The following is a 13,947-nucleotide window of genomic DNA, read 5'->3' on the forward strand; positions in this document are numbered from 1 at the left end:
AGGGCAAATGAAAGGTGCTGCAGTGCAGAAACGAGCGCAAGCCGAATTGTCCAAAGACCCGCATACGACGCTGATCACTGCGACAGCGCCTGTCGCAGCCAATACCCATGGGGGCCGGGCAAAATGTCTGCAACGGCTGGTCCGGCTGGATCTGCCGGTGCCGCGCACTGTTGCTTTGTCATTTGAAACGGTGCACCAGATTGCCGAGGGCGAGATGCCCGATATCGCAGAAATCCTCTCGCAGTTTCCCGAAAACGCCTTGCTGTGCGTGCGCCCGTCTTCGGAAGACCCCGATTGGGGCGGTCCCGGTGCCATTTTGAACATTGGCATGAACGACGCCCGCTACGTTGATTTCTGCGAGGCGCTGGGGGCCGAGGCCGCAGCGGCCCTGTATCTGCGGTTCGTCCAATCGTATGCCGTGCATGTGGCGCGCCTGGATCCGGATGAATTCGAACATGTGGCCGATGACGGACCCGAAGCATTGTCCGAAATCCTGCATGCCTATGAAATGGAAACGGATGAAGCCTTTCCACAGGATCCTGCGGAACATCTGGCAGCGGTGTTGCGATCGATGGCCCGTGCGTGGGAAGGCACCTCGGCGCGTTTGCTGCGCCAGGCCAAGGGGGCTCCGGCGGATGCCGGTTTGGGGTTGGTCGTACAGGAGATGATTCCTGGAGTTGGACAGGGCGAATGCGGATCGGGCGTCTTGCAACTGGTCGATCCGACCACTGGGGTGCCCAAGATTGTTGGACGCTACCTGAGCCAGTCACAGGGGCGTGACGCTCTGGGGGCCGGGGCCAGTGCGCTATATCTCGAAACCGACGACCGCGGACCGGCGCTCCAGGATCTTGCACCCAAGGCTTTTGACGACCTCAAGGCCCACGCCGCCCTGATGCGGACCAAGCTGCGCGAGGAAATGCAGGTCGAATTTGTCATAGAAAGCGGCCGGGTCCATATTCTGGACGGGGTTCGTGTCGCGCGCGCGTCGCGGGCGGCACTGCGGATCGCCGTCAGCCTGGCGCAGGACGGCATTATCAGCCCCCAGGAAGCCGTCATGCGCATCGACCCGCACGCGGTCAGCGAATTGCTGCACCGTCAGGTCGATCCGGAGGCACCTCGGGATGTGATTGGCACAGGAATCGCCGCCAGCCCGGGCGCGGCGACGGGGCGATTGGTCTTCACGTCGGCCGAGGCACAGGCCAGCGCATCCCGACGCGAACCCTGCATTCTGGTGCGGCGTGAAACCTCTCCCGAAGACATTCGCGGTATGCATGCCGCTGCCGGGGTGCTGACAGAACGGGGCGGTATGACCAGTCACGCTGCGGTGATCGGGCGCGGTCTGGGGCTGCCCTGTATTGTCGGGGCCTCTTCGATGGTCTTCAATAGCAAGACGAAAAAGGTTACTGCGCCGGATGGCCGAGTGTTTGCGGCTGGAGATGTGGTAACGATTGATGGCAGTTCTGGTCAGGTGCTCGCCGGGGAGCCGCCGATGCTCGAGGCGGCGCTGGATGACGCGTTTCAGACTTTGATGGGATGGGCCGATGCCGAACGCGACATTGGCATTCGGGCCAACGCAGATACGCCAGCTGACGCCCAAACTGCCCGGAATTTCAATGCACAGGGCATCGGGCTGTGCCGAACCGAACATATGTTCTTTGATCCCGGCCGTTTGACCGTGATGCGGGAAATGATCTTTGCCCAGACCAGCAATGGCCGCCAGGCTGTGCTGGCGCGTCTCCTGCCCATGCAACGCGATGATTTTGTTCAACTTTTCCGCATCATGCAAGGTCAGCCGGTGTGTATCCGCCTGTTTGATCCGCCGTTGCACGAATTCCTGCCAGGCACCCGCGGAGGCCAGCGTGAATTGGCCGAGGCCCTGGATATTCCGGTTTCGGATGTCACCCGCCGGGTGGAGGAAATGAAGGAGTATAATCCGATGCTGGGTCTGCGCGGTGTGCGGCTCGGTGTTACGGTGCCCGAAATCTATGACATGCAGGCGCGCGCCATTTTCGAAGCCACATTGGAAGCCTCCCATGACGGTGACCCGGTGGTGCCCGAAGTGATGATCCCATTGGTGTCGGCGCGGCGCGAGGTCGAATTGGTCAAGACCCGGATTGACGCGGTCGCAGCGGCGGTCAAAAGCGAACGGGGGCTGGATTTCGATTATCGTCTGGGCGTGATGGTGGAAACGCCACGGGCCGCCTTGCGCGCGGCAGAAATCGCACCTCACACGGCGTTTCTCAGCTTTGGAACCAATGACTTGACGCAGATGACTTATGGTCTGTCACGCGATGATGCGGGACGCTTTATGTCGGATTACGTCAACCAGGGGGTTTTCCCCGAGGACCCGTTTCATGTGCTGGATACAGAAGGTGTGGGCGAGCTGTTGCAATTGGGGGCCGAACGGGCGCGCGAAGCCAACCCGGATCTGACGCTGTCAATCTGTGGCGAACATGGCGGCAACCCCGAATCAATCGCCTTTTGTCGACAGACCCAATTCGACTATGTATCCTGTTCTCCCTTCCGGGTGCCCGTGGCGCGACTTGCTGCCGCACAGCTGGCAATCTCCCACAAGATCGGCGACGCCTGACCACCGAATTCCGCCAGATATAGTGATCCAGCCTAGGTTATTCTCGGGTGCAACAGCCCAGGCGGAAGCCTGGGTGATCCATGTAACGGCTAGAATTTGCGCTAAACTGGACTTTTTCCCACCGTTGCTATAGATGGCCCGCAGCGTTCGTTTCTGGGGAAGACCGGGCGTGACCGTCTTGTTGTGGGGTTGACCGGAATGAAACGACTATGTGCTGCCACCCTGGCGCTGGCTTTTGCCGCGCTTCCAGCCTCTGTGAGCGCAGAGGCGGGGCTGGATACCCTGGTGAAACAGGAACGCAAGAATCTGCAAAATGTACCGGGCGGGAAATTGCGCAAACTGTTGACGTTCAATGGGAAACCCAAGGCACCCGAAATTCCGCTGCAATATACGCGAACCTGGGTGGATGCACAGCCGGCACCCGAAGGTGACGCGAATTATGCCTGTCTGGCCGAGGCGCTGTATTTCGAAGCCCGCGGCGAAACCGTCAAAGGCCAATTCGCTGTGGCCGAAGTGATCATGAACCGGGTCAAAAGCGACAAGTTTCCCAATTCCTTGTGCAGTGTAATCCGGCAGGGAACAGGGCGTAAATATCAGTGCCAATTCACCTATACCTGTGATGGGCACAAGGAAGTCATCGCGGAGAAACAGGCGTATATGCGCGTCTCCAAAGTCGCCCGTGCGGTGATTGATGGTGTCGGCAGCGACCTGGTTGATGGTGCCACATATTACCACACCACGGCGGTTCGCCCCCGGTGGTCCAAAACGTTCAAAAGGACCGCCCAGATCGGGGTTCACCTGTTCTATCGCCCCAACTATCGCACCGCATCCTCCGAATGACTTGATCCGCCGAATTGCGGCGTGGATGTTCGACGTTTTCAGAGACTGGCATGGCGTTTGCGAGAGTGTTAAAGCTGCGCGCACAGCCTAGGCTGTTGCTTCTTCCATTGTTGCTGCCAAAGGTGCGCGCCCATGAACTCTGAAATCTCCCACGCGTTTGGGCATCCCGCTGACCGTTCTGTTGCGACAGCAGGCGATGGCCCGTTGGACCGGATCTCTTTGCGTGATCACCTGGTCGAAGTCGAGATCGGCGCATTTCAGGCCGAACGCGGCACCACCCAGCGGATCAGTTTCAATGTGGTGGTCGAGGTTACCCCGCTGCCGGATGATGTCGATGACGATGTGGATCGCATCCTGTCCTATGATCGTGTCACCGAGGCGATCGCCCATGAGTTGGCCGCCGAACGCCTGAATCTGCTGGAGACCCTGGCCGAACGGGTTGCCGATCGGATCCTGTTGGAACCGCAGGCCATCCGCGTCTTTGTGCGGATCGAAAAGCTGGACCGGGGCAATGGTGATCTGGGGGTCGAGATCGTGCGTTCCGGCGATCCAATGGGCAAAGGGGTGAACCACACCGACGTGCCGCATCCCCGGTTGATGTTTCTGTCCAATGCAGGGATCGACAGCCCGCTTCTGGGTGGTTGGATTGACCAGATGGCATCACGTGACCACCCGTTGATCCTGTGTGTCGGGGCGCATCCATTGGCGGTGCCCCATACCGGACACAAGATGACCCAACAGCGGATCGACCTGCTGGCCATCGAACAGAATGCCTGGCGGCTGGCAGCGCGGGATCCGCGGTGCGTTGTGGTTGCCACCCGGACCGAGCTGGATTGGGCGATGAAAAACGGTCAAATCTGTGTCTGGGCCCCGTCCAAGATCGTGTTGGATGCCGTCGAAGGGCCCTCGGCTGCCCCCTCCGAACCGGTGGCCCTGGCGGCCTGGTTTGCTGCGACATTCGCGGGGGACGAAATGTTGGTTGTCGATCAGGCGCTGCCCGAAAATCCGGGCGTGCCATTGCGCGCCATAGGGCTGGAGCAGGTGACACTGTGAGCTATTTCCGCCCTCTCGTCCAATCGGGAGAGATCCGCCCCGACACCGCCGTGACACTGGCCGGGATGCCTCATTTGTGGTTCACTCATGTCGAGATCATGCAGCGAAACGCTGGCTCCGAGATTGTGACTGTTGAGGCCGTTCCTGGCGATGTCCTGGCCCGCCTGTCTGCACCACGGGAACCCATTGCCGGGCTGGATATGGGACAGGCCCAGATCATGGGGATCCTCAATGTGACTCCCGACAGTTTTTCGGATGGTGGGCGCCACAATGACCTGACTGATGCCACTGCTGCGGCCTTGCAAATGGCACAGGACGGGGCGTCGATCATCGACATTGGCGGCGAATCCACGCGTCCTGGAGCCGATTTTATTGAAATCCCCGACGAGATTGAGCGCACAGCCCCGGTGATCGGGGCGATCCGCGCCAAAAGCACGGTGCAGATCTCGATCGACACCCGCAAGGCTGCGGTGGGGCAGGCTGCGTTGAATGTGGGCGCGAACCTGATCAATGATGTGGCCGGGTTTACCTTTGACCCTGAATTGGGATCGGTAGCGGCCAGGGCGGGGGTGCCGGTTTGCGTCATGCATGCGCAGGGTGATCCCAAGACCATGCAGAACGACCCGCAATACGATCATGTGGTCTTGGATGTTTATGATTTTCTCCAGGAGCGGATCGCGTATCTGGAATCCCTGGGGGTTGCCCGGACCCAGATCGTGACGGATCCGGGGATCGGGTTTGGCAAAACGCTGGAGCACAATCTGAGCATTCTGAGAAATATTTCGTTGTTTCATGCGCTTGGCTGTCCCATTTTGCTAGGGGCTTCGCGCAAGCGGTTCATCGGAACCATCGGCAAGGCTCCGCTTGCAGATGACCGGGCACCTGGGTCCATCGCCGTAGGGCTTGCAGCCTTGGCGCAGGGGGTGCAAATTCTGAGAGTACACGACGTTGGCGAGACAGCACAGGCAGTGCGCCTGTGGCAGGCCGCGCGATAAGGGGTATTCATGAGAAAATTGTTTGGAACCGATGGGGTCCGTGGAACTGCGAATACCCACCCCATGACGGCGGATATGGCTTTGCGGATCGGTGCCGCGGTCGGGCGGTATTTCCGCCGCGATGCATCGGGCGTGCATCGGGTGGTGATTGGCAAGGACACACGGCTGTCCGGCTATATGTTCGAAAGCGCGCTGACGGCCGGGTTGACGTCGACCGGCATGAACGTGCTGTTGCTGGGGCCGGTTCCGACCCCTGCGGTGGGGTTGATGACCCGATCGATGCGGGCCGATCTGGGCGTAATGATCTCTGCCAGCCACAATCCGGCCGAAGACAATGGGATTAAATTTTTTGGTCCCGACGGGTTCAAATTGTCGGACCAGGACGAAATTGAGCTGGAAAAGCTGATCGACAGCGGGGTCGATCTGGCACGTGCTGGACATATTGGGCGCGCCAAACGGATTGACGATGCGCGTTTCCGCTATGGTGAACGGGTCAAAAGTTCGTTGCCGCGCGGCATTCGCCTGGACGGGTTAAAGGTTGTGATTGACTGTGCCAACGGGGCCGCTCACCGCACCGCGCCGGAAATCCTGTGGGAACTGGGTGCCGAAGTGATTCCGATCGGGGTGTCGCCGGACGGGTTGAACATCAACGCCAAATGCGGATCGACCAAACCGCGTTTGGCAACGGAAACGGTTGTGGCCCATGGGGCGCATGTCGGGATCTGTCTGGATGGCGATGCGGATCGGGTTATCGTGATTGATGAAACTGGCACTGTTGCGGACGGGGATCAGCTGATGGCGTTGCTGGCGTCGCAATGGGCGGAAGATGATCGGTTGGCCGGAAACTCTCTGGTGGCGACGGTGATGTCCAATCTTGGGCTCGAGCGGTTCTTGAACGACAAGGGGCTGAACCTGGAACGTACGTCTGTTGGGGACCGTTATGTGGTCGAACGGATGCGCGAGGGCGGTTTTAACCTGGGGGGCGAGCAATCCGGGCACATCGTTATGACCGATCATGCCACCACCGGGGATGGACTGATGGCGGGGTTGCATTTCCTCGCTGCGATGGTGCAGTCGGGCAATAAGGCCAGTGAACTGGCCCAGCAATTCACTCCGGTACCACAGTTGTTGAAGAACGTGAGGTTCTCCAATGGCCAGGCACCATTGGAACTGGATGTGGTGCAAAGCGCCATCCATCAGGCAGAGATTGCGCTGACTGGGAAAGGGCGCCTGTTGATCCGTAAGTCGGGAACCGAACCTTTGATCCGGGTGATGGCGGAATGTGAAGATGCGTCATTGCTGAACCAAACCGTGGACAGCGTGGTGAACGCTGTGGCTGACGCCGTTTCGGGCTGAGATCGAATGGCGCGTGTCGCTGTTGGGTCGGATCTGGCGCAGGTACCGCGGTTCGGCGTTATGCGCGCCGGAACAGGCGGGCCAAGGCACCAAATTGGCTGAGCGCCAAACCGATCAAGATCAGCCCCAAGGCCCAGATCAAACTGCCGGGCAGGGGTTCGTTCAGGATCAAAGCGCCCAGCAGGATCGACCACATGGGGACCTGATAATTTACCAGGCTCATAAAAACCGGTCCGGCTGTGCGCACCAGTGTGACCCGTATCAGGTTCGCGCCCGCTGTGGGCACAAGGCCCAAAAATAGGACAGCCCACAGAGTTTCAGACGAAGGCATTGGCGGAACTCCTTCCTGGATCAGTGCCGCAGGCAGAACGACAACCGCCCCGATCAACAAAAGCACGGCGGTCAAACCGACGGAGTCAACGGCCGGTAACCGCCGCATCATAACCGAACTGAGCGCATAGCATCCGGCTGCGGAAACACAGGCCAGGCGTCCGGCGAGCTCCATGTCTGCACCGCTGGAGTGGAAGGCCTGTCCCCCGATCAACAGGGAAACGCCCCCAAACCCGATGGCGGATCCGATGGTTCGGCGCAGGGTCAGCCGTTCACCCGGAATCAGGAAATGGGAAAGCGGCAGCACCATCAAGGCCACGGACGCCATCGAAACGCCTGCAAATCCGGACGTTACATACTGTTGCCCCCAGCTGAGCAAGATGAACGGAAGAGCCGAGCTGAGCAATCCGATGACCCATAGCGAAATCTTTTGCGATGTACGCAAGGGTTCCGCAAACAGCCGCCCTCCGCGCCATTGCCAGAATGCACAGGTCAGCACCGCAGCAAAAACAATCCGGCAGGCAGCAACCCAGAATGGAGGCAGCCCCCTCAGCGCGATTTCGATGACCAAAAATGTTCCTCCCCAGGTCACACCCAGGATCAACAACATGATCCAGCTTTTGGATGTGATTTCGGGCGTTTGGGACATCGGGTTTCCAACCTGTTCGGGGCCTACTGCTTGGCTGACCTTTTGGGGGTGGTCAATGGAGATCACGTTGCTGTCTGGCGACGAGCGGGAAAACCTTGCGGCATCTGGTTGGGCTGGATAGTTTTCAGAACCGGATTGAATGGAAAAGGTTTGATAGATGAAAATTTCAAAACTGGTTTTGGCCACAATGTGCACGTTGGGTGTTTCGGCTGGCGCGTGTCTGGCAGAGATGCAGGTCGCGCTGAAAGGCGGCTGGAATGGCAAGACGATTCCTGCGGGTCAGCATTGTGGATTTCAGGGCGGCAAGGGAATGAGCCCGCCGATGAGCGTCAGCAACCTGCCCGGAGGAACGGTCTGGGTCTATATTGAATTCAACGATCGGGATTACCGCCCATTGTCGCGCAAGGGCGGGCATGGGGTGATCGGTTACCCCGCCAAAGGATCCAAGGCCAATGTGGTGTCCGTGCCTGAAAAAAGCGAGAATCTGCCCGGCGGAGCCAAGGTGATCAAACCCGCACGGTCCAGTGGCAAATACGCATCCAAAGGATATTTGGCACCCTGTTCCGGGGGCAAGGGCAACCGATATTTTGCAGACGTCAAAGCGATATCAGCCCAGGGAAAGGTACTGGAGAGGGCCCAGATCGAACTGGGGCGGTATTGACGCCGAACAAAAAAGAGCGCCCCAGACGGGGCGCTCCGAGATAGGCGAACTAGTCCTGTGTGAGGCTTAGTTCTTTTCTTTGTCAACCATTTTGCCAGCAGAAATCCACGGCATCATGCCGCGCAGTTTCGCACCGGTTTCTTCGATCATGTGTTCGTCATTGGCACGACGCGATGCTTTGATGGTCGGCTGACCAACGGCATTTTCCAACATGAAGTCACGGACGAATTTACCCTGCTGGATGTCGTTCAGGACTTCCTTCATGCGGGCCTTTGTTTCGTCGTACTTCAGGATGCGCGGGCCGGTCACGTACTGGCCGTATTCGGCAGTGTTCGAGATCGAGTAATCCATGTTGGCGATGCCGCCTTCATAGATCAGGTCAACGATCAGCTTCACTTCGTGCAGACATTCGAAATAGGCCATTTCCGGTGCGTAACCAGCTTCGACCAGAGTTTCGAACCCGCAACGGATCAGTTCGACCAAACCGCCGCACAGAACAGCCTGTTCGCCGAACAGGTCGGTTTCGCATTCTTCGCGGAAGTTGGTTTCAATGATGCCGGAACGACCGCCACCGATGGCCGAGCAATAGGACAAGCCGATTTCCAGCGCTTTGCCGGATGCATCGTGGTCCACAGCCACCAGGCAGGGCACGCCGCCGCCTTTGGTGTATTCGCCGCGCACGGTGTGGCCGGGGCCTTTGGGGGCCATCATGATGACGTCGATGCCTTCTTTGGGCTCGATCAGGCCAAAGTGCACGTTCAGGCCGTGGGCGAATGCGATGGCAGAGCCTGGCTTGATGTTGTCGTGGACGTATTTTTTGTAAGTTTCAGCCTGCAGTTCGTCGGGCATGGTGAACATGATCACGTCACACCAGGCTGCCGCTTCGGCGATACCCATGACGGTCAGGCCTTCGCCTTCAGCTTTCTTGGCCGAGGCCGAGCCTTCGCGTAGGGCGACGACAAGGTTCTTGGCACCGCTGTCGCGCAGGTTCAGCGCGTGGGCGTGACCCTGCGAGCCATAACCCAGGATGGCGACTTTCTTGTCTTTGATCAGGTTGATATCGCAATCGCGATCGTAATAAACGCGCATGTTTCACGTCCCTTTGTTTGTGTCTGGCGGCGATCATAGGGTGTGTTTCGGGGAAATCGACCTGAATTCCGCATGAATATTCTGAATTTTGTGACATTTTCATTCGCTAAAATTTAATATAGCGTGAATTTCATGCTGGATGATCTCGACAGACGAATTCTGCGCCACATGCAGGCGGACCCGACACTCTCGTCGCCTGACATGGCGGACCGTCTGGGGCTGACGGTTTCCCGCCTGTCCCGCCGATTGGACAAGCTGTCCGAAACAGGTGTCTTGCGGGGGCAGCGCGCGGTGATCAACTGGCAGGCGCTGGGATATGCGGTCGAGGTATCGTTGCGGGTGACGCTGGACAAGACCCAGACCCGGGCCTTTGACGACTTTATCATAGCAGCGCGTGATATTGCCGAAGTGATAGAGATCCAGACCTTTCTGGGGCGTGTCGATGTGCGGCTGTCGGTGATCGCGCGCGATATGGCACATTACCAACAGGTCTATCGTACCCGCATCCTGACGCTGCCCCATATTGCGGATATCGAAGCGTTGATGTTGGTCAGCCGTGTGAAATCCGACGAAAGCCTGCCTCTATGATGGACCTGGACGACATCGACCACGCCCTGTTGCGGGCCTTGGCACAGGATGCCAAGCAATCTGCAGGCGCTTTGGGGCGTCGGTATGGGCTCAGCCAGCCCGCAACCTGGCGACGGATTCGCAGGTTGACCGAGGCCGGGATTATTGCCGGACGCAGGCTGGATCTGGACCGGGAGAAGCTGGGGTTTGGCGTGACCGTCTTTCTGGGGATCAAGCTCGCCACCAAGGGTCGGGTGAGTCTCGAAGATTTTGAACGCGCGGTGTCTGCCATCCCCGAGGTGCAGACGGTGGAACATGTGTTGGGCATGTACGACTACCGCCTGCGCGTCACTGCCCGCGATATCGCCGATTTCGAACGGGTTCTGCGGCGCAGGGTCATGACATTGCCCGGGGTCGGGGATGTGGAGGCGAATGTGCTGCTCTCCGAAGAACGTCGCCCAGGCCCTTTGGGATAACCTCTGTCAGGCACCGGCGGAAACCTTTTGCGCCGATGCGAAACGATTTGGCGCAAAAGACGCATAACCTTGTCGTCTATGGGCTGTCTTTTGATAGGGTGCCTCGCCAGTATCCCGAATTGAACAGGCCCGGGTACGGCCTACATGCAAAAGTAGACTTTGCCAATATGGTCGCGGAGCGCTAGCCGTTTGGCAGAAGAAAAACAGGGAGAGCCAGATGGCACTTTTGAACACGGTGGACCCGACAGGGTTGGATGAATTCTCGGTGGTTTTCACTGACCGGTCACTGAACCACATGTCCAAGACCTTTCAACAGGTTATGCTGGACATTGATGCCATGCTGAAAGAGGTGTATAACGCCAAGGCCACAGCCGTGATCCCCGGTGGTGGGACCTACGCGATGGAGGCCGTCGCCCGTCAATTCGCGCGCGGTGCCAATGCGCTGGTGGTGCGCAACGGGTGGTTTTCCTATCGCTGGAGCCAGATTTTCGAATCCGGTGGGCTAACGGCCTCGGCCACGGTGATGAAGGCGCGCCAGACCGGCAATTCGACCCCATCACCGTTCACGCCTGCACCGATTGACGAAGTCGTTGCGGCGATCCGTGAGCAGAAACCAGACGTGGTGTTTGCGCCGCATGTGGAAACCGCTGCCGGCGTGATCCTGCCCGACGACTATGTGACCGCGATGGCGTCGGCCGCCCACGACGTTGGCGCGTTGATGGTGCTGGACTGTATCGCCAGCGGGTGTGCCTGGATCGACATGGAAGCCACTGGTGTCGATATCTTGATCTCGGCCCCGCAAAAAGGCTGGAGCGCATCGCCCTGCGCGGGTTTGGTGATGTTCTCCGATCGCGCGCTTGCGCGGCTCGAGGAAACCACCTCGGACAGCTTCGCGATCAACCTGAAACAGTGGCGCACGATCATGAAGGCCTATGAGGACGGTGGCCACGCCTATCATGCCACCATGCCGACGGATGCGCTGCGCGACTTCCGCGATACCATGTTGGAAACTCGCGAATATGGGTTCACTAAACTGCGTGATGCGCAATGGGCCTTGGGCAATGGCGTGCGGGCGATGTTGGCGGACAAGGGCGTGACCTCGGTCGCGGCCGATGGGTTTGGCGCGCCGGGTGTGGTGGTCAGCTATACCGGCGATCCCGAAATCCAGAACGGCAAGAAATTTGGTGCTTTGGGTATGCAGATCGCTGCGGGCGTGCCGCTGCAATGCGACGAACCTGCGGATTTTCGTACCTTCCGCCTCGGGCTGTTCGGGCTCGACAAACTCTATGATGTCGATGCCACGATCGCGCGTCTGCAGTGGGCGATTGATCAGGTTCTCTGATCTGCGGCTTCTTTCTGGTGAAAAATACCTCCGCCGGAGGCACCGGCTTTCCCATCGGGAAAGCCGGTTTTCTTACGTCACGCCCAGACCCATCTGCATCAATGTCTTGCGCACCGGGGCCAATGAATACAGCGCGTTCAATCCCATGGCACGGGCATCCCGCAAGGGCTGCGCTTCCAGCATGGATGTGCGGTTCAGAAGGTCGATCCCCTTGACCCGCAACTGGATCTCATTGTGTCTGGCTTTGTGATACGCCTCTAACATCTGCACGTCCCCCAAACCTTCGGGGCGGTCTTGTGCCAGCTTCAAGAGTGTTCGCAGATCGCCCAGCGACATGTTCAACCCCTGCGCCCCGATCGGAGGCACCACATGTGCAGCCTCCGCCATCAGGGCCAGTCGCTCGCCGTTTAACCGGTCCGCCGACTGACTGATGATCGGCCAGATGGTCCGACGGGATGCCAGCTTCAGATCGCCGAACAGGCCACAGCTGCGTTCGGTCATCGCGGCCTCAAAGTCTGCGACCTCCAGATCAAACAGCTCCTGAGCACGCGGTCCCCGCTCCATCCAGACAATCGCCGAAGACGGCTGACCCTGATAATCGGGGAGCGGAACCAAAGTGAAGGGCCCGCCCGAGCGGTGAATTTCGGTCGATACATTCTGATGCGCAATCGGGTGCGTGCTGGCAAAGGCCAGTGCCTTTTGCCCATAACGGGTGGTTTTGACAGTGATCCCGGCCGCCTCCCGCATGGGAGAGCCGCGCCCGTCACAGGCCACCACAAGCTTGCAGGTGACTCGGTTGCCGTCGCTCAGCCCGACGCGGGCCTGCGCGGTGCGGGTAAACAGCGAACGAGTGCCGATGCCGGGGCGAAATTCGACATTGGGCAGGTCTGCCAGACGTGCGACCATCTCGCGTCGCAACAGCCAGTTGGGCAGGTTCCATCCAAATGGCTGGTCCGAAATGTCGGCGGCGTTGAAATCCTTGATCACGCGGGGGGCGGGTGTATCGCCACCCGCATCCACAATCCGCATGACCTGGAGCGGGGCTGCGTGGTCCTTCAGCCGGGCCCACAGGCCGCAGTCTTCCAGCAATGCCTTGGCTGGCTGCAAAAACGCAGTGGTTCGCATGTCCGATCCGGCCACGTCGCGTTCGGTGACGGGCGCTGTGGGATCCACACAGACCACGGTAAAGCCGGCCGCGCCAAAGGCCGCTGCCGCTGTCAGCCCGGCAATTCCGCCGCCGGAAACCAGTATGTCACATGTTGTGTCGGCCATGATCTGTGCCCTTTTTGCCCTTGTGATTGATCTAGGCCTCTGAACCGGGGAATGGCAAGTGACATCCGGTCACGGGGGCTCAGGTCACGATCTTGCGCAGGAATCCAGTCAGGTCGTCTGTGTGGTGGTGGATGTGGTCGCCATCATGGCGGGCCGGGGCCACATGTACGGTGCGCATTCCCATGGCATGGGGCGCGGCCAGATTGCGTTGATCGTCTTCGAACATGGCGGCCCGCGTCGGGGTGATGCCCGCCTGGGCAAACACGGTGTCAAACGCCTGACGTTCCGGTTTGGGGTGATAGTCGGCGTGTTCGACGCCATAGATGCCATCAAACAGCCCGCTCAAGCCACGGGCTTGCAACACGCGTTCCGCATAGGGGGCCGATCCGTTGGTATACACAATCTTGGTCCCTGGAAGGTCACGGATATAGGCGGCCAGATCCGGGTCAGGCTCCATATGCTCCATGGACACGTCGTGGACTTCGATCAGATAGGGGTCGGGATCGACGCCATGTTCGCGCATCAACCCCGCCAAAGTTGTGCCATAGGTGCGCCAATAATGATGGCGCAGGCGATCGGCTTCGGGCCGCCCCACGTTCAACTGCTCCATCACATAGCCGGTCATCTTGACTTCGATCTGATCAAACAGCTGCATATGCGGTGGGTACAATGTGTGGTCAAGGTCAAAGACCCATTCCCCGACATGTGAAAAAGATGTTTTTACCAT

At 59.2% G+C, this 13,947-nt stretch carries 13 protein-coding genes; 9 read left to right on the plus strand and 4 right to left on the minus strand.

The window, feature by feature from the left end:
* Positions 1-7: 7 nt before the first annotated feature.
* From K3727_07615 to glmM, 5 genes are all read left to right on the plus strand, one after another.
* Positions 8-2,590 carry a pyruvate, phosphate dikinase gene (locus tag K3727_07615; protein UWQ92636.1) on the plus strand — a complete coding sequence of 861 codons (2,583 nt, stop codon included), beginning with the start codon at positions 8-10 and terminating at the stop codon, positions 2,588-2,590.
* Positions 2,591-2,788: 198 nt separating this feature from the next.
* Complete coding sequence (locus K3727_07620; GenBank protein UWQ92637.1) at positions 2,789-3,430, plus strand: cell wall hydrolase; 642 nt, start codon at positions 2,789-2,791, stop codon at positions 3,428-3,430.
* Positions 3,431-3,562: 132 nt separating this feature from the next.
* The gene (locus K3727_07625; GenBank protein UWQ92638.1) at positions 3,563-4,483 is read left to right on the plus strand and encodes a dihydroneopterin aldolase; all 921 of its coding nucleotides are present in this window, start codon (positions 3,563-3,565) and stop codon (positions 4,481-4,483) included.
* A complete protein-coding gene (gene folP, locus K3727_07630; protein ID UWQ92639.1) occupies positions 4,480-5,478 on the plus strand; it encodes a dihydropteroate synthase in 999 nt (332 codons plus the stop codon). Before K3727_07625 ends, folP begins: the two co-directional genes overlap by 4 nt.
* A gap of 9 nt (positions 5,479-5,487) precedes the next feature.
* Positions 5,488-6,834, plus strand: a complete 1,347-nt coding sequence (glmM, locus tag K3727_07635) for a phosphoglucosamine mutase (protein UWQ92640.1) — start codon at positions 5,488-5,490, stop codon at positions 6,832-6,834.
* A gap of 58 nt (positions 6,835-6,892) precedes the next feature.
* Here the strand turns inward: glmM and K3727_07640 are convergent, their stop codons facing one another.
* Complete coding sequence (locus K3727_07640) at positions 6,893-7,813, minus strand: DMT family transporter (protein ID UWQ92641.1); 921 nt, start codon at positions 7,811-7,813, stop codon at positions 6,893-6,895.
* A gap of 157 nt (positions 7,814-7,970) precedes the next feature.
* Between K3727_07640 and K3727_07645 the strand changes: the two genes are divergently transcribed.
* Positions 7,971-8,474, plus strand: a complete 504-nt coding sequence (locus K3727_07645) for a hypothetical protein (protein UWQ92642.1) — start codon at positions 7,971-7,973, stop codon at positions 8,472-8,474.
* A gap of 66 nt (positions 8,475-8,540) precedes the next feature.
* Here K3727_07645 and ilvC read toward each other — a convergent pair whose 3' ends face one another.
* Positions 8,541-9,563, minus strand: coding sequence for a ketol-acid reductoisomerase (gene ilvC, locus K3727_07650; protein ID UWQ92643.1), 1,023 nt, complete (start codon positions 9,561-9,563; stop codon positions 8,541-8,543).
* A gap of 132 nt (positions 9,564-9,695) precedes the next feature.
* Here ilvC and K3727_07655 point away from each other — a divergent pair, with 132 nt between their 5' ends.
* From K3727_07655 to K3727_07665, 3 genes are all read left to right on the plus strand, one after another.
* Positions 9,696-10,151, plus strand: coding sequence for an Lrp/AsnC family transcriptional regulator (locus K3727_07655; protein ID UWQ92644.1), 456 nt, complete (start codon positions 9,696-9,698; stop codon positions 10,149-10,151).
* The gene (locus K3727_07660) at positions 10,148-10,606 is read left to right on the plus strand and encodes an Lrp/AsnC family transcriptional regulator (protein UWQ92645.1); all 459 of its coding nucleotides are present in this window, start codon (positions 10,148-10,150) and stop codon (positions 10,604-10,606) included. Before K3727_07655 ends, K3727_07660 begins: the two co-directional genes overlap by 4 nt.
* Before the next feature lie 217 nt (positions 10,607-10,823).
* Complete coding sequence (locus tag K3727_07665; protein UWQ92646.1) at positions 10,824-11,948, plus strand: aminotransferase class V-fold PLP-dependent enzyme; 1,125 nt, start codon at positions 10,824-10,826, stop codon at positions 11,946-11,948.
* A gap of 72 nt (positions 11,949-12,020) precedes the next feature.
* Here K3727_07665 and K3727_07670 read toward each other — a convergent pair whose 3' ends face one another.
* Positions 12,021-13,220 carry a UbiH/UbiF family hydroxylase gene (locus K3727_07670; GenBank protein UWQ92647.1) on the minus strand — a complete coding sequence of 400 codons (1,200 nt, stop codon included), beginning with the start codon at positions 13,218-13,220 and terminating at the stop codon, positions 12,021-12,023.
* A gap of 79 nt (positions 13,221-13,299) precedes the next feature.
* A complete protein-coding gene (locus tag K3727_07675; GenBank protein ID UWQ92648.1) occupies positions 13,300-13,947 on the minus strand; it encodes a pyrimidine 5'-nucleotidase in 648 nt (215 codons plus the stop codon).

Source organism: Rhodobacteraceae bacterium M382, from assembly GCA_025141015.1.
Lineage (GTDB): Bacteria > Pseudomonadota > Alphaproteobacteria > Rhodobacterales > Rhodobacteraceae > Aliisedimentitalea > Aliisedimentitalea scapharcae.